The sequence below is a fragment of the Stenotrophomonas sp. SXG-1 genome, assembly GCF_014083965.1.
In the GTDB taxonomy this organism is placed as follows: domain Bacteria; phylum Pseudomonadota; class Gammaproteobacteria; order Xanthomonadales; family Xanthomonadaceae; genus Stenotrophomonas; species Stenotrophomonas geniculata.
In genome coordinates this window covers 2,148,326-2,170,659 of sequence record NZ_CP046588.1, presented here as the reverse complement: position 1 = coordinate 2,170,659, position 22,334 = coordinate 2,148,326, and the positions used below count along the sequence as shown (strand labels likewise).

Genomic DNA, 22,334 nt, shown 5'->3' with positions numbered 1-22,334 from the left:
TGTCACGGAACTCCCCGCATGGATAAAGCCCTTTACGTGGCGATGACCGGTGCCCGCGCCTCCCTGCAGGCGCAGGGCACGCTCAGCCACAACCTCGCCAACTCCGACACCCCCGGCTTCAAGGAAGCGCTGGCCAATACCGAAGCCTTCCCGATCCGTGGCCCGGGCTTTGCCTCGCGGGTGGATGCGCTGCATGTCGACGCCGGATTCAACCGCACGCCCGGCTCGCAGCACATCACTGGCAAGCCGCTGGATCTGTCCCTGCAGACCGGCACCTGGCTGGCCGTGCAATCCAGTGACGGCAGCGAGGCCTACACGCGCGGCGCGGCGTTGTCGGTGACGCCGAACGGCCAGCTGGTGACCTCCAGCGGCCGTCCGGTACTGGATGACAACAACAACCCGATCGCCATCCCGCCCTACCAGGCGATGGAGATCGGTGCCGACGGCACGCTCTCGATCATCCCGCAGGGCGAAGGCCCGCAGACCATGGCACAGATCGGTCGCATCAAAGTGGTGCAGGCACCGGATGAACGCCTGGAGCGTGGCCTGGATGGCCTGTTCCGCAACACCGACCCACGCCAGCCGTTCGCACCGGCACAGGGCACGGCCGTGCACAGCGGCCAGCTGGAAGGCAGCAACGTGGACGCCGCTGGCGCGCTGGTACAGATGATCCAGCTGCAGCGCCAGTACGAAATGCAGGTGCAGGTGATCAAGCACGGCGACGAGAACGCGCGCAGCGCCAACAGCATGCTGCGCCTGGGCAGCTGACGGAATTCCGGCGCCGGCTGATGCCGGCGCTGGCACACCGCTTGCACACCCGCATTCAAGGGCCGCACCACGCGGCCGGCTTCACCAGACAGGACACCGAAGATGAACCAGGCATTGTGGATCGCGAAAACCGGACTGGATGCGCAGCAGATGCGCATGTCGGTGGTTTCCAACAACCTCGCCAACACCAACACCACCGGCTTCAAGCAGGACCGTGCCAGTTTTGAAGACCTGCTGTACCAGCAGGTGCGCCAGCCCGGCGGCTCTTCGTCGGCGCAGACCCAGTTGCCGACCGGCCTGCAGCTCGGCACCGGCGTGCGCGTGGTCGCCACCGCCAAGAATTTTGAACAGGGCGGCCAGCAGCAGACCGGCCGCGCCCTGGACGTGATGGTCAACGGCCGCGGCTTCTTCGAAGTTCAGATGCCTGATGGCAGCTCGGCCTACACCCGTGATGGCTCGTTCAAGATCAACCAGGACAGCGAACTGGTCACCAACAGCGGCTACCCGGTGCAGCCGGGCATCCAGATTCCCGAAGGCGCGCAGTCGGTGACCATCGGAACCGACGGCACCATCAGCGTGAAGATGGCCGACGGTGCGGCGTCGGTGGAAGTGGGTGCGCTGACCCTGACCGACTTCGTCAATCCGGCTGGCCTGCAGGCCCGCGGCGAGAACCTGTTCCTGGAGACCACCGCTTCCGGTCCGGCACAGAACGGCAACCCCGGGCTCAACGGCCTCGGCACCGTGGTGCAGGGCGCGCTGGAAGGCAGCAACGTCAACGTGGTGGAAGAGCTGGTGTCGATGATCGAAACCCAGCGCGCCTACGAAATGAACGCCAAGGCGATCTCCACCACCGATTCGATGCTCGGCTACCTCAACAACAAGCTCTGACCGGCCAAACCGGGAAACTGCCATGTCGCCCATTTCCAACTTCGCCCGCACTGCCCTCGCCTGCGCCGTGGCCGCCCTGCTCGGTGGCTGCGTGATCGCCGGCGACGTGCGTCCCTACCCGACGATGGCACCGATCCAGCCGATCATGCCGCCGCAGGCCCAGCCGACCGCGGGTGCCATCTATGCCGCCGGCCCGATCCTGCAGCTGTATTCGGACCGCCGCGCACGCGATGTTGGCGACCTGCTGACCATCACCCTGCTGGAAAACACCACCGCGCAAACCAGTGCGAATACCGCAACCAACAAGGAATCGAACCTGAGCCTGGGCACGCCGTCCATTCTCGGCGCGCCGGTCACCCTCGGCGGCAAGGACATCCTGAGTGCCACGGCCAAGGGCGCGCGTGACTTCACCGGCAAGGGCAACAGCGCGCAGAGCAACCGCCTGCAGGGCAGCGTCACGGTCACCGTGGTCCAACGCCTGCCCAACGGCAACCTGGTTGTACAGGGGCAGAAGAACCTGCGGCTGAACCAGGGCGATGAACTGGTGCAGGTGCAGGGCATCGTCCGCCCGGGCGACATCAGCCAGGACAACACCATTCCGTCCAGCCGCGTGGCCGAGGCCCGCATCGTCTATGGCGGCCGCGGCCCCGTCGCGCAGTCCAACGCGATGGGCTGGCTGAGCCGCTTCTTCAACTCCGGCCTGACGCCGTTCTGAGTATGGCCATGAAACTCTTTCTCACTTCCTCCTGGCAGCGCCGCGTGGCGTCGTTCGCCGCGCTGATGCTGCTGGCCGTGACGGCGCCCGCCAGTGCCGAGCGCATCAAGGACCTGGCCCAGGTCGGCGGCGTTCGCGGCAACGCGCTGGTGGGCTATGGCCTGGTGGTCGGCCTGGATGGCAGCGGCGACCGCACCAGCCAGGCCCCCTTCACCGTGCAGAGCCTGAAGAACCTGCTTGGCGAGCTGGGCGTAAACGTGCCGCCGAACGTCAACCCGCAGCTGAAGAACGTGGCCGCCGTGGCGATCCACGCCGAACTGCCGCCATTCGCCAAGCCGGGCCAGCCGATCGACATCACCGTATCCTCCATCGGCAATGCGGTCTCGCTGCGTGGCGGTTCGCTGCTGATGGCGCCGCTGCGTGGTGCCGACGGCCAGATCTACGCGATCGCCCAGGGCAACCTGATCGTCGGCGGCTTTGGTGCGCAGGGCAAGGATGGTTCCCGTGTCTCGGTGAACGTGCCCAGCGTCGGCCGCATTCCCAACGGTGCAACCGTGGAACGTGCCCTGCCCGATCCGCTGGCCAACGGCGGCGACATCACCCTGAACCTGCACAACAACGACTTCACCACGGTCTCGCGCATGGTCGCTGCACTCAACAATGCCTTCGGCGAAGGCGCAGCGCGTGCGGTCGACGGCGTGACCGTAGCGGTTACCGCGCCGACCGATCCGGGCGCACGCATCGGCCTGCTGGCGCGCATCGAGAACCTGGAACTGACCCCCGGCAGCGCGCCGGCCAAGGTGGTGGTCAATTCGCGCACCGGCACCGTGGTCATCGGCCAGCAGGTGCGCGTGGGACCGGCTGCGATCTCGCATGGTTCGCTGACCGTGACCATCCAGGAAAACACCAACGTCAGTCAGCCCAATGCGCTGTCCGGCGGCCGCACCGTGGCCAGCCCGCAGTCGACCATCACCGCCACCAACGACGGCAGCCGCATGTTCAAGTTCAGCGGCGGCACCACTCTGGACGAGATCGTGCACGCGGTGAACGCCGTGGGCGCAGCACCAGGCGATCTCATCGCGATCCTGGAAGCCCTGAAGCAGGCCGGCGCCCTGAGTGCCGAGCTCGAGGTGATCTGATATGCGCATCAATCCCGCATTCGATCTGCACCCGGCGCAACAGAACGATCCGGCCAAGATCGACAAGGTCGCGCGCCAACTGGAAGGCCAGTTCGCGCAGATGCTGGTCAAGAGCATGCGTGACGCCAGCTTCGGCGACTCGCTGTTCCCCGGCGAGAACAAGATGTTCCGCGACATGTACGACCAGAAGATTGCCGAGGCGATGACCCGCGGCAAGGGCCTGGGACTGTCGGGCATGATCAGCCGGCAGCTGTCCGGGCAGGCCGCCGAGGGTCCGGCGCTGGATACCCGCGTGGACCCGGCCAAGGCCAGCCGTGCTTACCAGCTCAATGCACCGGCCAAGCCGGCACCGTCGCTGCCATTGGAAGATGGCAGCCAGGCCGTGCGCCTGCTGCAGCAGATGGCCGCCGGTGCACAGCAGGGTACACAGGCGGCTGTCGCGCCGATGGAGCAGGCCCTGGACCTGATCGCCGGCCGTGAGAGCAGCAGCATGCACCGCTCGCTGGGCACCGAGGATCCGTACATCGGCAGCCTGCAGGGCGAGGACTGGGCCGCCAGCAGCGACCAATGGGCGGCCACCGCCAGCAACCGCGGCACGGCCATCAGCCCAGCCGATGCGATGGCCACGCGCACCGCCGTCGCCCAGCTGGGCGAACACACCCCGGAAGGTTTCGTAGCCAGCATCTGGCAGCACGCACAGAGCGCAGCCAAGGAGCTGGGCGTGGATGCCCGCGCCCTGGTCGCCCAGGCGGCGCTGGAAACCGGCTGGGGCAAGCGCCACATCAAGCATGCCGACGGCAGCACCTCGCACAATCTGTTCGGCATCAAGGCCAATGGCTGGAACGGCCAGCGCGCCACGGCCGGCACCCATGAATATGTCGATGGCGTGCGCCGCAACGAGACCGCCAGCTTCCGCGCCTACAGTTCGCCGGCCGAGAGCTTCGCCGACTACGTGCGCCTGCTGAAGACCAGCCCGCGTTACCAGCAGGCCCTGCAGGCCGGCACCGACGTGCAGGGCTTCGCCCGCGGCCTGCAGCGCGCCGGCTATGCCACCGATCCACGCTATGCGGCCAAGATCGCCGCGATCGCCGGCGGACCGACCATCGAGCGGGCCGTCAGCGCAGTCGCCGATGCCGGCTCGCGCCTTGGCCAGACCTTCGCCAGCACCGCAACCGCGGCGCTGGGTATCACTCGTCGTTGAGGAACCCCATGTCCAGCGTACTTTCCACCGGTACCGGTGCCCTGCTCGCCTTCCAGCGTGCGTTGGCGACCACCAGCCACAACGTGGCCAACCTCAATACACCCGGCTACAGCCGGCAGAAGGTCAACTTCGCCACCGCCGATCCGCAGAACTACGGCTATGGCACGGTCGGCAACGGCACCCGTATCACCGACATCCGCCGCACCGCCGACCAGCTGGCGATCTCGCGGCTGCTCGACAGCAGCGGTGAACTGGCGCGCCTGAAGCAGCTTTCCAGCATGGCCGACCGCGTCAACGCGCTGGTCTCCGATCCTGCCACCAACGTCTCCGGCGTCTGGTCGAACTTCTTCGATTCGGTCAGCGGCCTGTCCTCCAATGCCTCCGGCACCGCCGATCGCCAGAACATGCTCGACGGCGGCAAGGCCCTGGCCAACCGCTTCGTGCAGCTCAACACCCACCTGAACAACCTCAACAGCGAGGTCAACAACGGCCTGCTGGCCGGTGCCACCGAGATCAACCGACTGGCGCAGGAGATCGCGCAGATCAACGGCGCCATCGGCACCAACATCGCCACGGCTGCACCCGACCTGCTCGACCGCCGTGACCAGCTGATCACCCAGCTGATCGGCTACACCGGTGGCACGGCGGTGATCCAGGACGGCGGCATCATGAATGTCTACACCGCCGGCGGCAACGCGCTGGTTGTGGGCACCACGGCGACCAAGGTCACCACCGTGGCCGACCCTTACCAGCCCGAACGCCTCCAGCTGGCCCTGGAAACCCAGGGCAACACCATCCGCCTCGATCCGAAGGCCGTCGGTGGCCAGATCGGCGGCCTGATGGAGTTCCGCGACACCGTGCTGACCCCGGCCCAGGCCGAACTGGGCAAGCTGGCCGTGGGCCTGGCCGAGACCTTCAACCAGGCCCACCACCAGGGTGTTGACCTGTACGGCAAGATGGGCGGCGATTTCTTCAACATCGGCAACCCGCGTGTCACCGCCAACAACAGCAATACCGGCACTGCCAGCCTCAGCGCGACCTATGGCGACCTGGGCAAGCTGGACGCGCAGAACGTGGTGCTGCAGTTCGATGGCACCAACTGGAAGGCCAGCCGGGCCGACACCGGCGCCAGCGTGCCGCTGACCGGTTCGGGCACCGCTGCCGACCCGCTGATGATCAACGGCGTCAAGCTGGTGGTCGGCGGCACGCCATCGGCCAATGACCGCTTCCTGCTGCAGCCCACCGCAGGCGTGGCCGGCAGCATGGAGATGGCCATCACCGATCCGTCGCGTATTGCCGCCGCGGCGGCGGTCAAGGGTGCGGCCGCGACCGCCAACACCGGTACCGGCAAGCTGAGCGGCGTGACCGTGACCGACGCGAGCAACGCCAACCTGCGCAATCCGGCGGCCATCGTGTTCACCTCGGCCACCACCTATACCATCGACGGTGGCCCGCCGCAGACCTACACCCCCGGCCAGACCATCAGTGCCAACGGTTGGAGCTTCGTGCTGGATGGTGCGCCGAAGGTCGGCGACACCTTCAACATCACCCCGACCCCGGCCGGGTCCTCTGACAACAGCAATGCCGCCAAGCTGGCAAAGGTTGAAAGCGCCAAGGCGTTCAACGCCGGCACGGTGACGCTGAACGGCGCGCTGGGCGGCCTCACCACCCAGGTGGGCGCCGCGGCCCGTTCGGCCGAGTACTCGCTGGACGCCCAGCTGGTGATCAACGACAAGGCGCAGGAAGCGCGCGATGAAGTGTCCGGCGTCAACCTGGACGAGGAAGCCGCCGACATGCTGCGTCTGCAGCAGGCCTACCAGGCGGCCTCGCAGCTGATCTCCACCGCTGACAGCATGTTCCAGACCATCCTGGGAGCCGTCCGCCGATGAGCAGCCGCATCTCCACCAGCATGATGTACAACCAGTCGGTGTCGCTGATGATGGCCAAGCAGGCCAAGCTCAGCCACCTGGAGCAGCAGATCGCCACCGGCAGCAAGATCGTTACCGCCAAGGACGATCCGGTCGGCGCCGGCGCTGCGGTCGGACTGGACCGCAGCCTGGCCGCACTGGACCGCATGAAGCTCAACGCCGGCAACGTGCAGAACCGGCTGGGTGTGCAGGAAAACACCCTGGCACAGGTCAACGATCTGATGGGGCGGGTCAACGACCTGACCATCCAGGCCAGCAACCCCGCGTTGAGCGCGGCCGACAAGAAAACACTGATCACCGAGCTGAACCAGATCCGCGACGGCCTGCTGTCGCTGGCCAACGCCGAGGACGGCACCGGTCGCTATGTGTTCGGCGGCACCAACGATGGTGATCCTCCGTTCGCCAAGATCGACGGAAAGGTGGTCTACCGCGGTGACCAGACCCAGCGCCAGATCGAGGTTGGCCCCGATACCTACGTCCGCGATGCCCTGCCCGGCAGCGAGATCTTCATGCGCATCCCCACCGGCGATGGCTTCGTCGATGGCGGTGCCGCCGCCGGGAACACCGGCAACGGCGTGCTGACCAACATCACCCGCGATGGCAGCGACAGCTGGAACGGCCAGAGCTTCAGCGTCCGCTTCACCGCCGCCAACCAGTACGAAGTGCTGGATGGTGCCGGCAATGTGACCGGCACCGGCACCTACAAGGCCGGTGATGATCTGGAAGTGAACGGCGTACGCCTGCAGATCACCGGTGCGCCTGCCGCAGGCGACAGCTTCAACGTGAAGCCGGCGAGCAGCCGTGACATCTTCGACACGATGGACAAGCTGATCACCGCGCTGGATGCCGACACCGGTACCACCGCGAAGATGAGCGCGCAGCAGAACGAACTGCAGAGCGCGTTGCGTGACATCGCGCGCGCCTCGGAGCGGATGATCGATTCACGTGCGGCGGGTGGCGCGCAGCTGAAGGCATTGGACAATGCCGCCGACATGCGTGAAGCCAACAGCGTGACGCTGAAGACCACGCTGTCGCAGATGCGCGACCTGGACTACGCCGACGCACTGAGCCAGTACCAGCTGCAGAGCACCGCACTGCAGGCGGCGCAGACGATCTTCTCGCAGATGCAGTCGATGTCGTTGTTCAACAAGATCCGCTGACGCATCCCCTGCGTCACTCCTGAAAGGCCGCGATGCCCTGCATCGCGGCCTTTCTCGTTTCTGCGGCCCGTTGCCGCCGGGCGCGCCGACCTGCCTTCCGCGGATTTTCCGTGATTGCCCATCAAGCCCGGCTGGCCCCCGCCGATACCTTCATCAGCGCTGGCTGGGCTTGCCCAGCCGCCCCTTCCGGGGTCGCCTTCACGCCCCTCCAAGGCTGGAAAACCCCGGAAAAACAGCCTCCGGCAACGAATTACGGCTTCAGCGGAATTCACGGCTAAAGGTTGTTGACAAAGCGCCGTTATTCATTTGGCAACAACGAAGCACACAGCCACACAAAAAAACAGGCGGCGCTTCGTTTCATTCACCAACGGGTTCCATATAAGAGGAGACGACCCCATGGCACAGGTAATCAACACCAATACGATGTCGCTCAACGCTCAGCGCAACCTGAGCACCAGCGGCAACTCGCTGGCCACCACCATCCAGCGCCTCTCGTCCGGCCTGCGCATCAACAGCGCGAAGGACGACGCCGCCGGCCTGGCGATCTCGGAGCGCTTCAGCACCCAGATCCGCGGCCTGGACGTGGCCATCCGCAATGCCAACGACGGTATCTCGCTGGCCCAGGTCGCCGAAGGCTCGCTGAGCGAAGTCGGCAACAACCTGCAGCGCATCCGCGAACTGGCCGTGCAGGCCTCCAACGCCACCAACTCCAGCAGCGACCGCAAGGCCCTGCAGGCCGAAGTGACCCAGTTGGTCAGCGAAATCGATCGCGTCGCCAAGCAGAGCGACTTCAACGGCACCAAGCTGCTGGACGGCTCGTTCACCAGCCAGCTGTTCCAGGTCGGCGCCAATGCCGGCCAGGCCATTGCGATCAACAGCGTGGTGGATGCTAAGGCTGAATCGCTGGGGGCAGCAAGTTTCCTCGATGCCGGCAAGATCGCCTTCACTGCAACCGATGTGGAAGATGCAAAGGGTACGCTGAGCGGCCTGAAGGTCGGCAATGTATCCCTGGGCGAGATCAAGTTCGACTATACCCCCCGCGCTGTGGCCGGCACCCCGGAGCCGGCCGTCGACAACGCCAACATGGAGCGCGCGGCCAAGGCCGTCGCCGCAGCCATCAACAACAAGCTGGGCGAAACCGGGTTGCACGCTACAGTAGCCACTGCAGCTAATGGCGCAGTCATTCCGGGCGAGGTCGCGCTCACCGCCGTCAAGGCGGATGGAAACGCGACTGACATCACTGTGACCAAGCCGCCGGTCGCTCCGGCTACGGACCCTGTTGCGATGAACACTGTCGGTCCCGCAACCAACCCGGTCCATGTTGCGGATATCAAGATCGACACCGTTGCGGGTGCTCAGCAGGCACTGTCGATCGTCGACAAGGCTCTTGAGTCGGTCAACAGCGTCCGCGCCGATCTCGGCGCGATCCAGAACCGCTTCACCTCGGTGGTGGCCAACCTGCAGACCTCCTCGGAGAACCTGTCCGCCTCGCGCAGCCGTATCCGCGATACCGACTTCGCCAAGGAAACCGCCGAACTGACCCGCACCCAGATCCTGCAGCAGGCCGGTACGGCCATGCTGGCCCAGGCCAACCAGGTACCGCAGAACGTGCTCAGCCTGTTGCAGCGCTGACATGAGCCGCCCCCGGGGCACGTCGGGGGCGTCTAACCCAACTCACGTGCAACCGCTCAAGGACCTCTCCTCATGGCACAAGTCATCAACACCAACACGATGTCGTTGAATGCTCAGCGTAACCTGAGCACCAGTGGCAGCTCGCTGGCCACCACCATCCAGCGCCTGTCCTCCGGTTCGCGCATCAACAGCGCCAAGGACGACGCCGCTGGCCTGGCGATCTCCGAGCGCTTCGGCACCCAGATCCGCGGTACCGACGTCGCCATCCGCAATGCCAACGACGGCATTTCGCTGGCCCAGGTCGCCGAAGGTTCGTTGACCGAGATCGGCAACAACCTGCAGCGTATCCGTGAACTGGCCGTGCAGTCGTCGAACGCCACCAACTCTGCCAGCGACCGCAAGGCTCTGCAGGCCGAAGTGACCCAGCTGAAGTCGGAAATCGATCGCGTTGCCAAGCAGTCCGAGTTCAATGGCACCAAGCTGCTGGACGGCTCGTTCTCCAGCCAGCTGTTCCAGGTGGGCGCCAACGCTGGTCAGGCCATCGCTATCGACAAGGTGGTTGACGCAAAAGCCGACGCACTCGGAAATGCTGCCTTTGACGACCGTACGTTGGCCATCACTGCGACCGGCATTGCCGCGGCCGACAAGGGGAAGACCATCTCCTATGACGGCCTGACCATTGGTGGCGGCGGCTTGGCAGCTGGCATCAAGATTGACAAGGTCGAAGTGACTTCGACGGGCGTTATCGCAGACGACCAGAAAGCATTGGTTGCTGCCGTCACCACCGCTATCAATGCCAAGATCGGTGAGGCGGGAATCTACGCAGAAGTTGGCGCCAACGCCGGCGAAATCACGCTCACCTCCGTCAAGGAGAGCATCGATTCCTCTGGCAACTTCGCAGGCATGACTGTCAGCGCTGGCACCGGCACGCTTACCGGTGCCGCAGGCACCGTCGCCATCGGCAGCGTTGCGCTTACTGCCGGCCCAGCTAAGGCAGGGAAGATGCTCTCCGATGTCAACATCGATAGCGTCAAGGGAGCTCAACAGGCTCTGGAAGTCGTAGACAAGGCCCTCGGTGCCATCAACAGCACACGCGCAGACCTGGGCGCGATCCAGAACCGCTTCACCTCGGTCGTCGCCAACCTGCAGACCTCGACGGAAAACCTGTCGGCCTCGCGTAGCCGCATCAAGGATACCGATTTCGCCAAGGAAACCGCAGAGCTGACCCGCACCCAGATCCTGCAGCAGGCCGGTACGGCCATGCTGGCCCAGGCCAACCAGGTGCCGCAGGGCGTGCTGAGCCTGCTGCGCTGATCTGCACCTTGATCGACCACCGGGCGGCGGCTGAGCTGCCGCCCGGCTCCTGAAATACGTACCACCTTCGCCAAAGGAAAAGCACCATGGCACAAGTCATCAACACCAACACCATGTCGTTGAACGCTCAGCGCAACCTGAGCACCAGCGGCAGCTCGCTCGCCACCACCATCCAGCGCCTGTCCTCCGGTTCGCGCATCAACAGCGCCAAGGACGACGCCGCAGGCCTGGCGATCTCCGAGCGCTTCGGCACCCAGATCCGCGGTACCGACGTCGCCATCCGCAACGCCAACGACGGCATCTCGCTGGCCCAGGTTGCCGAGGGCTCGCTGACCGAGATCGGCAACAACCTGCAGCGCATCCGTGAGCTGTCGGTGCAGTCGTCCAACGCCACCAATTCGGCCAGCGACCGCAAGGCACTGCAGGCCGAAGTGACCCAGCTGGTCAGCGAAATCGATCGCGTCGCCAAGCAGTCCGAGTTCAACGGTACCAAGCTGCTGGACGGTTCGTTCTCCAGCCAGCTCTTCCAGGTCGGCGCCAATGCGGGCCAGGCCATCGCAATCGACAAGGTAGTTGATGCCAAGACCAACGCCCTCGGTGCAGCCAGCTTCGCGAACGAAGGAAGCATCGTTTTTGCCGCTGCGGCCGATCTGAGCAGCGGTGAAATCACCGGCATGAAGGTTGGCGACATTGACCTTGGCAAGATTACCTACTCCGCTGCTACCGTCCCGGCCGTCGTGACACCGCCAACCCCCGCTGATCCGGCCAACCCCACACAGGCTGAGCAGGATGCAATCGACGCAGCGAACGCAAGCAATGCTTCCCGCACCAAGATTGCTGACAGCAACATGCAGAACGCCACTGCAGCCGTCACTGCAGCCCTGAACGCCAAGCTCGGCGAGACCGGCCTACTGGCTGCGCAGACGATGGATGCCAACAACAAGCCGGTCGCCGGATCAATAACCCTGACCTCTGTCAAGGCAGGCGCGGACGTCACCAAGCTTGCAGTGACCGGACTTGCTGCCGGGGTCGCAACGACCACTGACGTTACGGCCAATGCCAGCAGCTCGCATCTCTCCGACATCAACATCGGTAGTGTTGCTGGCGCACAGAAGGCGATGGAGATCGTCGACAAGGCTTTGGAATCCATCAACAACACCCGCGCCGACCTCGGTGCGATCCAGAACCGCTTCACCTCGGTCGTCGCCAACCTGCAGACCTCGACGGAAAACCTGTCGGCCTCGCGTAGCCGCATCAAGGATACCGATTTCGCCAAGGAAACCGCAGAGCTGACCCGCACCCAGATCCTGCAGCAGGCCGGTACGGCCATGCTGGCCCAGGCCAACCAGGTGCCGCAGGGCGTGCTCAGCCTGCTGCGCTGATCCACGGCAAGAAGGTGCTGCTACCGTCGGGTCAAACCGACGGTAGCAGCAACCCGGAAGTCACGATGCACGAAGGCGCGGGCCATGCCCGGCCCGGGAACACTCCCGAACCGGCTTGGCATCGCCCGCTCCTGCGGACCTCTCTTTCAGCGCTGTACCTTTGACTGTACGTACCGGGCGGCTTCGTCTCCCCCCGATTGTCAGTAGCCTGATCCCTCCCCTGCATTGGGGGAGGGTCTTTTGCAGACCCCCGGCAGCCCGCGGTGAATGTCCCCGCACCCTGCCCCAACCCTCCTGCAATCTGCGTGCCAGAACCTGCGCCGAACCATTGGCACGGCGCATGCATCAACGAAGTCCTCAAGACCCAGCGGCGCAGGCCGCTATTTTCGTTGACGACGGGCCAGCGCCTAGCGGCCAGGCCCGATACCAGGAGAATCACATGGCAAGCTTTGGATACGGTGGCATCGGCTCGGGCCTGAACATTTCAGACATCGTCAGCCAGCTGGTGGCGGCCGACCGCAAGCCCGCCGACAACGCGCTGAACCTGCAGCAGTCCAAGGCCAAGATGCAGCTGTCGTCAATCGGCACCGTCACCTCGGCCTTTGACAAGCTGAAGACCGCATTGACCGCACTGAAGGCCACGACAGCCTTCGACACCCGCACAGTAACCGCCACCGGCAAGGCCGGACCCAACAATGCCGACGACGTGCTGTCGGCATCGGTGGCACTGTACGACCAGGGTTTGACCAAGGCGGCAGCCGCCAACGGCACGCACCAGGTGGAGGTGAAATCCCTCGCCACGGCACACAAGCTGATTGCCAACGCCTCGGTGCCCAAGACCGACACCTTCGGCGCCGGAACCTTGACGCTGACCGTTGGTGTGGGCGACAAGGCAAAGACGATGAAGGTCGAGGTGGAGGCCGGCGACACGCTGACCACCGTGCGCAACAAGATCGACGCGGCAGGCCGCAAGGAAGGCGTGCAGGCGACCCTGATCGCTTCGGGCGACAACCAGTACCTGTCGATCGCCCAGGAGAAGACCGGCGCCGCCAATGCAATCAAGCTCGAATACGGTGGCAGCGACCCGAAGTTGAGCGCGCTGGTTGGCAGCCTTCAGGAGAACACCGCGGCCGCCGATGCCGAGCTGACCATTGATGGCGTCACGGTGATCAGCGACAGCAACACCGTGACCGATGCCGTACCAGGCCTGACCCTGAACCTCAAGGTCAAGGGCAAGAGCACGGTCGTGATCAGTACCGACACCACTGCAGCCACCAAGGTGATGCAGGACTTCGTCAAGGCCTACAACGATGCGATCGCCGCCATCAATACCGAGACCAAGTACGACGCCAAGACCAAGGAAGCGGCGACGCTGACCGGCGATGCGCAGATGCGCGGCGCATCCAGTCAGCTGCGTTCGATGATGGGCGCTGTACTGAAGGACCTGTCCGCGGATGGATTGGATCCGAAGAAGCTCGGCCTGCAGACCCGTGGCTATCCCAATGCCGACGGTAGCCTGGTGCTGGACGCGACCAAGTTCGCAGCGGCGCTTGCCAGCCAGCCGGAGAAGATCCGCTCGGCGATCACCGGTGATACCGGCGGCGCCGGCAAGCTCTACACGATGGTCGACGGTTACGTCAGTACGACCACGGGCAAGGAGGGCGCCTTCGTCGCCCGTACCAAGGGCCTGAACACCACGCTGGACAACATCGACAAGCGACGCAAGGACCTGGATGTCCGTATGAAGAACGTCGAGGAACGCTACAAGAAGCAGTTCCTGGCATTGGACAGCCTGATGGGCAAACTGCAGCAGAGCAACACCGCATTGCAGCAACAGCTGGCACAGCTGAACCGCTAAAGGACTGCGTGCGACGCTCAAGTTTGACGTGTAACGCACCGATAACGGACGCAACAGCAATCATCGCCGCGCCGTCGGCAGCGGTCCCCACGATCGCCCGGCGGCACCCCGCGCAAGGAGAATCACGAATGTACGGTTCCAGCCGTCAATATGCCGAGCAGTACCGCCAGGTGGGAGTGACCAGTGCGGTCGCCGACGCCGATCCGCACAAGCTGGTGGCGATGCTGCTGGCCGGCGCGCTGGAGCGCGTGCGGCGTGCCCTGGCCAGCCTCGAGCGTGGCGACCAGGCCGGCAAGGGCAAGGCGATCGGCGAGGTCTGCGCGATCGTCGGCCACCTCAACGGCTCGCTGGATCATGAAGCCGGCGGCGAGATCGCCGGAAATCTGTCGGCACTGTATGACTATGTGCTGCAGCGCCTGACCGAGGCCAATCTGCACAACGACCGCGCCGCGTTGGACGAGTCGCTGCAGCTGCTGGGCGAGATCGACAGCGCCTGGAATGCGATCCCGCAGGAACAGCGCCGCCCGGCCGCGGTGGCGCCATGAGCCTGCATGAACTGCACGCCCAGCTGGACGCCTTCGAGAAGGCCCTTGGCGAAGAATCCCTTGACCAGGCCGACAGCCTGCTCGACGGCCACGACAGCACGCTGCATGCGCTGCTCAGCCAGCCGCTGACCGCCGCCGACCACGCGCCGCTGACCGCGCTGTTCGAACGCCAGCAGAACCTGCTCGGCCTGCTGCGCCAGCGCCGTGATGCCGTCGCCGCGCTGATGAACGACGGCCAGCGCTCCCTTCGCGCGGCACATGCCTACCTGCAGGCAGAATCGCTGGTATGACCCAATTGCCGACCACGTCGCTGCATCATCCGGCCGAAAGCGAGCTGTTCGACGAAACACTCAGCTGCGAGCTGGCCCTGCCGGCCGAGTTCCAGGCAGGCAGCGCCGCTGGACGTACCAGCAGTGCCGAAGGCCTGCTGCGCAGCCTGGCCCTGGTCGAGGACAGCCGCGTCGACGAGCACGACGACCGCAATGAGTCCAGCCTGCAGCTGCAGCGGCTGGAAGCCAAGCTGGATCTGGCCATGGTGCTGCTCGGCCGTCTGGTACGCCAGCAGGGCCAGGAACTGACCCTGCGCCCCGTGCGCTGGTCACGCCGCGGCATCCGCCTGCAGCTGGGCCCGCGTAGCGGCGCCAGTGCCGGCCAGGCCGGCGTGGTGCGCCTGCAGCCCAGCGACTGGCTGCCCGACCATATCGACCTGCCGGTGGAAGTGATCGCCGAAGCGGCGGACGGTGGCGGTGGTCACTACCTGTGGCTGCGTTTCCAGCGTCTTGGCGATGGCCTGGAGATGGCGATGGAGCGGCATCTGTTCCGCCTGCATCGCCGCCAGGTGGCCGAAGCACGCCGCGCCCGCTGAAACCTGCCACCATGGCGGCGGATGGGCAAGCCTTGGCGCGCCCGTTCAGCTAAGTTAAGGTGGACTCCCCTCACGGACCTCCAACGTGCCTGTGCGAGTTCTCATCGTCGACGATCACACCCTGGTCCGCGCCGGCCTGGCGCGGCTGCTGCAGGGGTTTGCCGACGTGCAGCTCGTCGCCGAGGCCAGCAATGCCGAGCAGGCACTGCAGCTGGCCCTGCAGCACGCCCCGGACGTGGTCCTGATGGACCTGTCACTCCCCGGCCGCACCGGCCTGGAAGCCCTCAGTGACATCCGCCTGCGCGCTCCCGGCACGCGGGTGGTGATGATGACCATGCACGACGACGCCGCGCACGTGCGCGATGCACTCGATCGCGGCGCGGTCGGGTTCCTGGTCAAGGATGCGGCGCCGCAGGAGCTGGAACTGGCGCTGCGTGCCGCGCACGCCGGACAGGTGTTCCTGAGCCCGCAGATATCCGCCAAGATGCTGGCACCGATGCTCGGCCGCGAGAAACCCACCGGCATCGCCGCGCTGTCGCCGCGCCAGCGCGAGATCCTGCGCCGCATCGGCAAGGGTGAGAGCAACAAGGAGATCGCCGCCGACCTCGGCATCAGCGTCAAGACGGTGGAGACCCACCGCGCACGCATGATGGAATCGCTCGGCTGCCGCCGCGCCAACGATCTGCTGCTGCTGGCCGCGCGCCACCAGCACGAGCTGGAGTGATTGCCTGCGAATGGGATCAGATCCCTTTCCGCAGGAAAGGGATCTGACCCCTGCCCGGCACTGCACCGGCGACGAATTCCCGTCACCCTGACACGCTCCGACAGGAACCCGTACACGGCGCAGCCCGGTCAATCCGGCAACCACACAGAAAATCAGCAACTTAGGCGCGATCATCGTCAACATTCCGCGCCGATGTAGGGAATACCCCCACATCCTGTCAGGACATTCACGAAGCCCCTCAGGAACCCCCTGATTCCGCCCCCGCCGGATCAAAAGCAAGATGCGTTCCACAAGGCGCCGGGGAGCGGTGCCGGGGAACCACGATGAAGGCTGCACTCTCGACCCAGCTGGGCCAACAACTTCACCTTACCCCGCAGTTGCTGCAGTCGATCCGGCTGCTGCAGCTCGATGGGCTGCACCTGGAACAGGAAATCCAGCGCCTGCTGGACTCCAATCCGTTGCTGGAGATCGAAGAGGCCGAAGCGCCCGCAGCCGATGCCACCGAGGCCAGCGCCACGACGATGGACACCGCCGCCTTCGACGAGCTGCCGGAGTCTTCGATGTGGGACGTGGCCGGCGCCAGCTGGCAGGACGGCGACGACGACCGTATGGCGCGCATCGCCGCCGGCGAATCGACCGACCCGCAGCTGCGTGTGCTTCAGCGCCTGTCGCTGGACATGGACGACCGCGAACTGGCGGTGGCCGCGTTCTGGCTCGATCATTGCGACGAGGCCGGCTACCTGCAGGCACCGCTGGACCAGCTGCAGTTGCTGGCCAGCGCCCAGTTCGATATCGCCGCCAACGGCGTCGAAGCCATCCGCCAGCAGCTGCTGCACGGCGAGCCCGCCGGCATGGCTGCGCAGGACCTGCGCGAAGGCCTGCAGGCGCAGCTTCGCAGCCTGCATGGCGCGGTTCCCGCCCGCCATCTGGCCACCCGCATTCTCCACGGCGCACTCGAAGCACTGGCCGCACACGACTACCCCGCCCTCGCCCGCCTGCACGACGCCGAGATCGACGACGTGCGCGAAGCCGTGCGCCTGATCCTGTCGCTGCAGCCGCGCCCGGGTGACAGCCTGCTGCCCGAACGCAATGCCGTGGTGGTACCGGACGTGGTCGCCTGGCACGCCGACGGCCAGTGGAAAGTCGCCCTCAACCCGGCCACCAGCCGCCGGGTCTCGATCAACAGCCAGTACGAACAGGCCTTGGCCGAGACCAGCGAGGCCGCACCGGCACTGCGCGAAATGCTGCAGGAAGCGCGCTGGTTCAGCCGCGGCCTGTCGATGCGCTACGACACCCTGCTGCGCACCGCGCGGGTGATCGTCGAGCGCCAGGCCGCGTTCCTGGTGCGTGGCGAAGAGGCCATGGCGCCGCTGACCCTGAAGGAAGTGGCCGAGGAAATCGGCATGCACGAGTCCACCGTCTCGCGCATCACCACCGGCAAGTTCCTGCAGACCCCGCGCGGCACCTTCGAACTGAAGCACTTCTTCGCCGTACGCCTGGAAGGCGCCAGCGTCTCCGGCCAGGCCGTGAAGGCCATGGTCCGCCGCCTGATCGACGCCGAACCGGCCGGCCGGCCGCTGGCCGACGAGGCCATCGCCGGCCTGCTGTCGCGCCAGGGGGTGAACATTGCCCGCCGAACCGTCGCAAAATACCGAGAACAACTGGACATCGCCCCGGCCCGTGAACGGCGCCGGCTTGGCGCCAGGCAACCGCAGCTGGCCCGGGTGGGCTGAAAAGGATGTTGGACATGAACAAGCTCACGGTCCTGTTGGTCGATGACCACGAGGGCTTCATCAATGCGGCGATGCGCCATTTCCGCAAGATCGACTGGCTGCAGATCGTCGGCAGCGCCGGCAATGGCCTGGAAGCGATCGAGCGTTCGGAAACGCTGCGCCCGCAGGTCGTATTGATGGATCTGGCCATGCCGGAGATGGGTGGCCTGCAGGCCACCCGCCTGATCAAGTCGCAGGACGATGCACCGTACATCGTGATCGCCAGCCACTTCGACGACGCCGAGCACCGCGAGCACGCGCTGCGCGCCGGCGCCGACAATTTCGTCAGCAAGCTGTCCTACATCCAGGAAGTCATGCCGATCCTGGAAGGCCTCAGGGAGGATCGATCGTGAGCGAATCGCGCATCCTGGTGCTGGACAACGACGCCGTGCGCGCAGAGCGCACCGTTGCCCTGCTGGAATTCATGGACTTCAACCCTCGCTGGGTTTCCGACGCGGCCGACTTCGACCTGGGCCGCCAGCGCCAGAACGATTGGATGGCGGTGATCGTCGGCAGCCTGGACGACAACGCCGCCAGCACCGCACTCTACAACTGGCTGGGTGGCAGCAGCCTGCCGCCGCCGGTGCTGCTGGCCGATGGTGACGGGGTAACGTTTGCCCGCCAGCACGGCCTGCACGAAGCCAACATCTGGCCGCTGGAAACGCCGCTGCGCCATGCGCAGATGGAGGCGCTGCTGCGCCGCGCCAGCCTCAAGCGCCTGGACGCCGAGCACCAGGCCGGCGCCGCGCAGGACCAGGGGCCGACCGGCAACGGCCCGGCGGTTACCGCGCTGCGCACCATGATCGAACAGGTGGCCGCGTTCGACACCACCGTACTGGTGCTGGGCGAATCCGGCACCGGCAAGGAAGTGGTGTCGCGCGCCATCCACCAGCGCTCGCCACGCCGTGACGGCCCGTTCGTGGCGATCAACTGCGGCGCCATTCCGCCGGACCTGCTGGAAAGCGAACTGTTCGGCCACGAAAAAGGTGCCTTCACCGGCGCGCTGACCGCGCGCAAGGGACGTTTCGAAATGGCCGAGGGCGGCACCCTGCTGCTCGACGAAATTGGCGACATGAGCCTGCCGATGCAGGTGAAGCTGCTGCGCGTGCTGCAGGAACGCAGCTTCGAGCGCGTCGGTGGCAACCAGACCATCCGCTGCAACGTGCGCGTCGTGGCCGCGACCCACCGCGATCTGGAAACGCGCATCGCCGAAGGCAAGTTCCGCGAGGATCTGTTCTACCGCCTCAACGTGTTCCCGATCGACGTGCCCGCCCTGCGCGAGCGTCGCGAAGACCTGCCGGCGCTGGTGGAAACCATCGCCGCACAGCTGGCCCGCACCGGCCGCGGTGAAGTGCGCTTCACCCCGGAAGCCCTGCAGGCCCTGGCCGGCTACGAATGGCCGGGCAATGTGCGCGAACTGACCAACCTGGTCGAGCGCCTGGCGGTGCTGCATCCGGGCGGTTCAGTACGCGTGCAGGACCTGCCGGCCCGCTACCGTGGCGACACCGCACTGGCGGCGGTGGCTGCACCGGCACCGGCAGCTACGGTTGCCAACGAAGAACGCCTGGACCTGCGCAGCTTCTCGTTCCACACCCCAGGCAGCGGCAACCAGCCGGCACTGGAGCACGGCATCGCCGTCAATCGCCCGGCGGCACCGGCGGCGCTGCCTGACGAAGGCATGGACCTGCGCAACCACATGGCCAACATCGAACTGGGCCTGATCAACGAAGCCCTGGAACGCACCCAGGGCGTGGTCGCCCACGCCGCCCAGCTGCTCGGCCTGCGCCGCACCACCCTGGTGGAAAAGCTGCGCAAGTACGGCATCGAACGCGAGCAGGCCGAACTGGCCGGCTGAAGCGCGCTACCAGCATGAAGGGGGCACGAACGCCTGGGCTTGCCCGGGCGTTCGTGTTTCCAGAACCCGGGGTCGGAGCCCTGCGCATCTACAGCGCCGGAACGCCGGCCGCTGGACACCGCAGACGTAGGCCAGAAAACCGACGCCGGTTAAATGGCGCGTCACAGCCCAGAAACGCGCCATCTATCTATCCATGCCGTGGATCAAGCGTGTCGACCAAGGTCGACACCCACCAAGAGCAGCTCATGCCGCTCTGACAGCAGCGGGAAACTGTCGAAGGCGGGGTGGGTCCGGTTGCGGGGGTGTCCGCGGCATGGATGCCGCGGCCAAGCCCCCAAGGACGGGTTTACGGCGTCCCCCGCCACCGGACCCACCCCGCCAACCTCAGGAATCCAGCTTCTGCCGTTGCTCCGGCCTTTGCCGTTGCTTCGGCGGGTGCAGGGCGCAGCCCTGCCAGCCCCCCCAACCCTCACTTCACTGAATCGAAAACCGGTTTCGGCACGGCACTTGCACTGGCTCCAGCAGACAACCCCATCCCCTGTTTCTGGAACCGTTGCAGATGTCCCACTCCGTCACTTCGATCCTTTCGCAGATCCGCTCCTATCAGACCCAGATGGGACAGCCGGCGCTCAACCCGCTGGGCGAAACGCCGCGCAGCAACGCCCTGCCGGGCACGGTGCTGGACGCACCGCAGGCCCAGCCGGCCAGCTTCACCGAAACCCTGCGTGGTGCGATTGCCGGCGTCAACGATGCGCAACAGAAATCCGGCGCCCTCGCCAAAGCCTTCGAAATGGGCGACCCCAGCGCCGACCTCGCCAAGGTGATGGTCGCCTCGCAGCAGTCCCAGATCGCCTTCCGCGCCACCGTGGAAGTCCGCAACCGTCTCGTCCAGGCTTACCAGGACGTGATGAACATGCCGCTGTAAGGAATAGAGACGCATGGCACTGACGCTCTCCAAGGACAGCCTGAACGCCGAAAAGGCCGGGCAATGGTTCGACCGCCTGCAGAGTCTGCAGATCACCCGTCGGCTGGGCCTGATGGCGATGATCGCGGTGGCGGTGGCGGCAGGCCTGTCCGTGTTCTTCTGGTCGCAGAAGCCGGGCATGGTCCCGCTGTACACCGGCCTGGACCAGAAGGCGACCGCTGAAGCGACCGACCTGCTGCGCGCCGCGCAGATTCCGTTCGCGCTCGACCCGGCCACCGGTGGCATCACCGTGCCGGAAAAGAACCTGCACGACGCGCGCCTGAAGCTGGCCGGCTCCGGCCTGACCGACAGCGGCAAGCTCGGCTTCGAGCTGATGGAGCGCGACCCGGGCTTCGGCGTCAGCCAGTTCGTCGAAAGCGCGCGCTACCAGCATGCGCTGGAAACCGAGCTGTCGCGCACCATCAACACGCTGCGCCCGGTGCGCGATTCGCGCGTGCACCTGGCCATTCCCAAGCCCAGCGCCTTCACCCGCCAGCGTGACGTGGCCAGCGCCTCGGTGACCCTGGAACTGCGTGGCGGCCAGCAGCTGGAACGCAGCCAGGTGGACGCCATCGTGCACATGGTCGCGGCCAGCATCCCGGATCTCGCCCCGGAACGGGTGACCGTGGTTGACCAGAGCGGGCGCATGCTCAGCGTCAGCGACCCGAACAGTGAGGCGGCGGTCAACGCTGCCCAGTTCGAACAGGTGCGCCGCCAGGAAACCTCGTTCAACCAGCGCATCCGCGAGCTGCTGGAGCCGATGACCGGCCCCGGCCGCGTCAACCCGGAAGTGAGCGTGGACATGGATTTCTCGGTAACCGAGGAAGCCCGTGAGCTCTACAACGGTGAACCGCAGAAGCTGCGCAGCGAGCAGATGAGCGAGAACACCACCAGCACCCCGGGCCCGCAGGGCGTGCCGGGCGCGACCAGCAACAGCCCGCCGGGCCAGCAGGCCGCGCCGGCCACCGCGCAGGCGCCGACCGAAAGCAGCAAGAACGCGACCCGCAACTACGAGCTGGACCGCACCCTGCAGCACACCCGTCAGCCGGCGGGCCGCATCAAGCGCGTCTCGGTGGCGGTCCTGGTGGACAACGTGCCGCGCGCCGGCGCCAACGGCAAGGTCAGCCCGCAGCCGCTGTCGGCCGCCGAATTGACCCGCGTCGAGGCACTGGTCAAGCAGGCCGTCGGTTTCAATGCCGAGCGTGGCGATACCGTGTCGGTGATGAACGCCCCGTTCGTGCGTGATACCACGCCGGTCGAAGGCCCGGCCTGGTGGGAGCTGCCGTGGGTGCACGATGCCGGCCGCATGCTGCTGGGCGCCGTGGTGGTGCTGGCATTGCTGTTCGGCGTGCTGCGCCCGGCATTGCGTGCGATCACCGGCCAGAACAGGAAGAACGACGAACAGGCACTGGAACCGCACACCGCGGACGTGCAGCTGGTCGATGACGATGGCATGCCGCTGCCGGCGCTGGGCGCCGACCGGGCCAGCCTGGGCGGGCCGGATGCACTGGCCCTGCCGGTGGATTCATATGAGGAACGACTGCGGATGGCGCGTGAAGCCGTGAAGACCGACTCCAAGCGCGTGGCCCAGGTGGTCAAGGGCTGGGTGGCCAATGACTGAGGC

At 66.0% G+C, this 22,334-nt stretch carries 20 protein-coding genes; all 20 read left to right on the top strand.

Annotated features, from left to right (window positions below):
• Positions 1-18 precede the first annotated feature (18 nt).
• The 20 genes from GOC52_RS09985 (at position 19) to fliF (ending at position 22,331) form a co-directional block, all read left to right on the top strand.
• Positions 19-768 carry a flagellar basal body rod protein FlgF gene (locus GOC52_RS09985; RefSeq protein WP_019337418.1) on the top strand — a complete coding sequence of 250 codons (750 nt, stop codon included), beginning with the start codon at positions 19-21 and terminating at the stop codon, positions 766-768.
• Between the two features lie 102 nt (positions 769-870).
• Entirely contained in the window at positions 871-1,656 is a 786-nt protein-coding gene (flgG, locus tag GOC52_RS09980; RefSeq protein WP_005409571.1) for a flagellar basal-body rod protein FlgG, read from the top strand.
• 22 nt (positions 1,657-1,678) lie between these two features.
• Positions 1,679-2,371, top strand: coding sequence for a flagellar basal body L-ring protein FlgH (gene flgH, locus GOC52_RS09975; protein ID WP_191851300.1), 693 nt, complete (start codon positions 1,679-1,681; stop codon positions 2,369-2,371).
• Between the two features lie 8 nt (positions 2,372-2,379).
• Positions 2,380-3,510 (top strand): flagellar basal body P-ring protein FlgI, encoded by a 1,131-nt coding sequence (locus GOC52_RS09970; protein ID WP_202909906.1) that lies wholly within the window; start codon positions 2,380-2,382, stop codon positions 3,508-3,510.
• A 1-nt stretch (position 3,511) separates the two neighbouring features.
• The gene (gene flgJ, locus GOC52_RS09965) at positions 3,512-4,711 is read left to right on the top strand and encodes a flagellar assembly peptidoglycan hydrolase FlgJ (RefSeq protein ID WP_191851298.1); all 1,200 of its coding nucleotides are present in this window, start codon (positions 3,512-3,514) and stop codon (positions 4,709-4,711) included.
• 8 nt (positions 4,712-4,719) lie between these two features.
• Complete coding sequence (gene flgK, locus GOC52_RS09960) at positions 4,720-6,600, top strand: flagellar hook-associated protein FlgK (RefSeq protein ID WP_049436366.1); 1,881 nt, start codon at positions 4,720-4,722, stop codon at positions 6,598-6,600.
• Positions 6,597-7,799 carry a flagellar hook-associated protein FlgL gene (gene flgL / locus GOC52_RS09955; protein WP_191851296.1) on the top strand — a complete coding sequence of 401 codons (1,203 nt, stop codon included), beginning with the start codon at positions 6,597-6,599 and terminating at the stop codon, positions 7,797-7,799. Before flgK ends, flgL begins: the two co-directional genes overlap by 4 nt.
• A gap of 396 nt (positions 7,800-8,195) precedes the next feature.
• Positions 8,196-9,431, top strand: coding sequence for a flagellin (locus GOC52_RS09950; protein WP_053442976.1), 1,236 nt, complete (start codon positions 8,196-8,198; stop codon positions 9,429-9,431).
• A 72-nt stretch (positions 9,432-9,503) separates the two neighbouring features.
• Positions 9,504-10,745, top strand: coding sequence for a flagellin (locus tag GOC52_RS09945; RefSeq protein WP_053442975.1), 1,242 nt, complete (start codon positions 9,504-9,506; stop codon positions 10,743-10,745).
• Positions 10,746-10,831: 86 nt separating this feature from the next.
• On the top strand, positions 10,832-12,127 hold the full coding sequence (locus GOC52_RS09940) for a flagellin (RefSeq protein WP_053442974.1): 1,296 nt from the start codon (positions 10,832-10,834) through the stop codon (positions 12,125-12,127).
• A gap of 439 nt (positions 12,128-12,566) precedes the next feature.
• Positions 12,567-13,985: a flagellar filament capping protein FliD gene (gene fliD, locus GOC52_RS09935; protein ID WP_010485908.1), complete on the top strand. Its 1,419-nt coding sequence runs from the start codon at positions 12,567-12,569 to the stop codon at positions 13,983-13,985.
• Between the two features lie 128 nt (positions 13,986-14,113).
• Entirely contained in the window at positions 14,114-14,530 is a 417-nt protein-coding gene (fliS, locus tag GOC52_RS09930) for a flagellar export chaperone FliS (protein ID WP_005409561.1), read from the top strand.
• The gene (locus GOC52_RS09925; RefSeq protein WP_043395568.1) at positions 14,527-14,820 is read left to right on the top strand and encodes a hypothetical protein; all 294 of its coding nucleotides are present in this window, start codon (positions 14,527-14,529) and stop codon (positions 14,818-14,820) included. Before fliS ends, GOC52_RS09925 begins: the two co-directional genes overlap by 4 nt.
• The gene (locus GOC52_RS09920) at positions 14,817-15,395 is read left to right on the top strand and encodes a PilZ domain-containing protein (protein WP_019336599.1); all 579 of its coding nucleotides are present in this window, start codon (positions 14,817-14,819) and stop codon (positions 15,393-15,395) included. The genes GOC52_RS09925 and GOC52_RS09920 overlap by 4 nt, the downstream gene beginning before the upstream one ends.
• Before the next feature lie 91 nt (positions 15,396-15,486).
• Positions 15,487-16,119 carry a response regulator gene (locus GOC52_RS09915; RefSeq protein WP_010485918.1) on the top strand — a complete coding sequence of 211 codons (633 nt, stop codon included), beginning with the start codon at positions 15,487-15,489 and terminating at the stop codon, positions 16,117-16,119.
• Positions 16,120-16,442: 323 nt separating this feature from the next.
• Positions 16,443-17,852, top strand: a complete 1,410-nt coding sequence (rpoN, locus tag GOC52_RS09910) for an RNA polymerase factor sigma-54 (protein WP_043395564.1) — start codon at positions 16,443-16,445, stop codon at positions 17,850-17,852.
• Positions 17,853-17,866: 14 nt separating this feature from the next.
• Positions 17,867-18,244: a response regulator gene (locus tag GOC52_RS09905; RefSeq protein WP_010485922.1), complete on the top strand. Its 378-nt coding sequence runs from the start codon at positions 17,867-17,869 to the stop codon at positions 18,242-18,244.
• Positions 18,241-19,746 (top strand): sigma-54 dependent transcriptional regulator, encoded by a 1,506-nt coding sequence (locus tag GOC52_RS09900; RefSeq protein ID WP_049453781.1) that lies wholly within the window; start codon positions 18,241-18,243, stop codon positions 19,744-19,746. The genes GOC52_RS09905 and GOC52_RS09900 overlap by 4 nt, the downstream gene beginning before the upstream one ends.
• A 559-nt stretch (positions 19,747-20,305) precedes the next feature.
• Positions 20,306-20,671, top strand: a complete 366-nt coding sequence (gene fliE / locus GOC52_RS09895) for a flagellar hook-basal body complex protein FliE (protein WP_005409552.1) — start codon at positions 20,306-20,308, stop codon at positions 20,669-20,671.
• 13 nt (positions 20,672-20,684) lie between these two features.
• Positions 20,685-22,331 carry a flagellar basal-body MS-ring/collar protein FliF gene (gene fliF, locus GOC52_RS09890; RefSeq protein ID WP_010485928.1) on the top strand — a complete coding sequence of 549 codons (1,647 nt, stop codon included), beginning with the start codon at positions 20,685-20,687 and terminating at the stop codon, positions 22,329-22,331.
• Positions 22,332-22,334 lie beyond the last annotated feature (3 nt).

What these genes read in the sequence shown, in the direction of transcription:
- GOC52_RS09985 (WP_019337418.1), top strand. Translation starts at nt 19, where the DNA reads ATGGATAAAGCCCTTTACGTGGCGATGACCGGTGCCCGCGCCTCCCTG.
- flgG (WP_005409571.1), top strand. Translation starts at nt 871, where the DNA reads ATGAACCAGGCATTGTGGATCGCGAAAACCGGACTGGATGCGCAGCAG.
- flgH (WP_191851300.1), top strand. Translation starts at nt 1,679, where the DNA reads ATGTCGCCCATTTCCAACTTCGCCCGCACTGCCCTCGCCTGCGCCGTG.
- GOC52_RS09970 (WP_202909906.1), top strand. Translation starts at nt 2,380, where the DNA reads ATGAAACTCTTTCTCACTTCCTCCTGGCAGCGCCGCGTGGCGTCGTTC.
- flgJ (WP_191851298.1), top strand. Translation starts at nt 3,512, where the DNA reads ATGCGCATCAATCCCGCATTCGATCTGCACCCGGCGCAACAGAACGAT.
- flgK (WP_049436366.1), top strand. Translation starts at nt 4,720, where the DNA reads ATGTCCAGCGTACTTTCCACCGGTACCGGTGCCCTGCTCGCCTTCCAG.
- flgL (WP_191851296.1), top strand. Translation starts at nt 6,597, where the DNA reads ATGAGCAGCCGCATCTCCACCAGCATGATGTACAACCAGTCGGTGTCG.
- GOC52_RS09950 (WP_053442976.1), top strand. Translation starts at nt 8,196, where the DNA reads ATGGCACAGGTAATCAACACCAATACGATGTCGCTCAACGCTCAGCGC.
- GOC52_RS09945 (WP_053442975.1), top strand. Translation starts at nt 9,504, where the DNA reads ATGGCACAAGTCATCAACACCAACACGATGTCGTTGAATGCTCAGCGT.
- GOC52_RS09940 (WP_053442974.1), top strand. Translation starts at nt 10,832, where the DNA reads ATGGCACAAGTCATCAACACCAACACCATGTCGTTGAACGCTCAGCGC.
- fliD (WP_010485908.1), top strand. Translation starts at nt 12,567, where the DNA reads ATGGCAAGCTTTGGATACGGTGGCATCGGCTCGGGCCTGAACATTTCA.
- fliS (WP_005409561.1), top strand. Translation starts at nt 14,114, where the DNA reads ATGTACGGTTCCAGCCGTCAATATGCCGAGCAGTACCGCCAGGTGGGA.
- GOC52_RS09925 (WP_043395568.1), top strand. Translation starts at nt 14,527, where the DNA reads ATGAGCCTGCATGAACTGCACGCCCAGCTGGACGCCTTCGAGAAGGCC.
- GOC52_RS09920 (WP_019336599.1), top strand. Translation starts at nt 14,817, where the DNA reads ATGACCCAATTGCCGACCACGTCGCTGCATCATCCGGCCGAAAGCGAG.
- rpoN (WP_043395564.1), top strand. Translation starts at nt 16,443, where the DNA reads ATGAAGGCTGCACTCTCGACCCAGCTGGGCCAACAACTTCACCTTACC.
- GOC52_RS09905 (WP_010485922.1), top strand. Translation starts at nt 17,867, where the DNA reads ATGAACAAGCTCACGGTCCTGTTGGTCGATGACCACGAGGGCTTCATC.
- fliE (WP_005409552.1), top strand. Translation starts at nt 20,306, where the DNA reads ATGTCCCACTCCGTCACTTCGATCCTTTCGCAGATCCGCTCCTATCAG.
- fliF (WP_010485928.1), top strand. Translation starts at nt 20,685, where the DNA reads ATGGCACTGACGCTCTCCAAGGACAGCCTGAACGCCGAAAAGGCCGGG.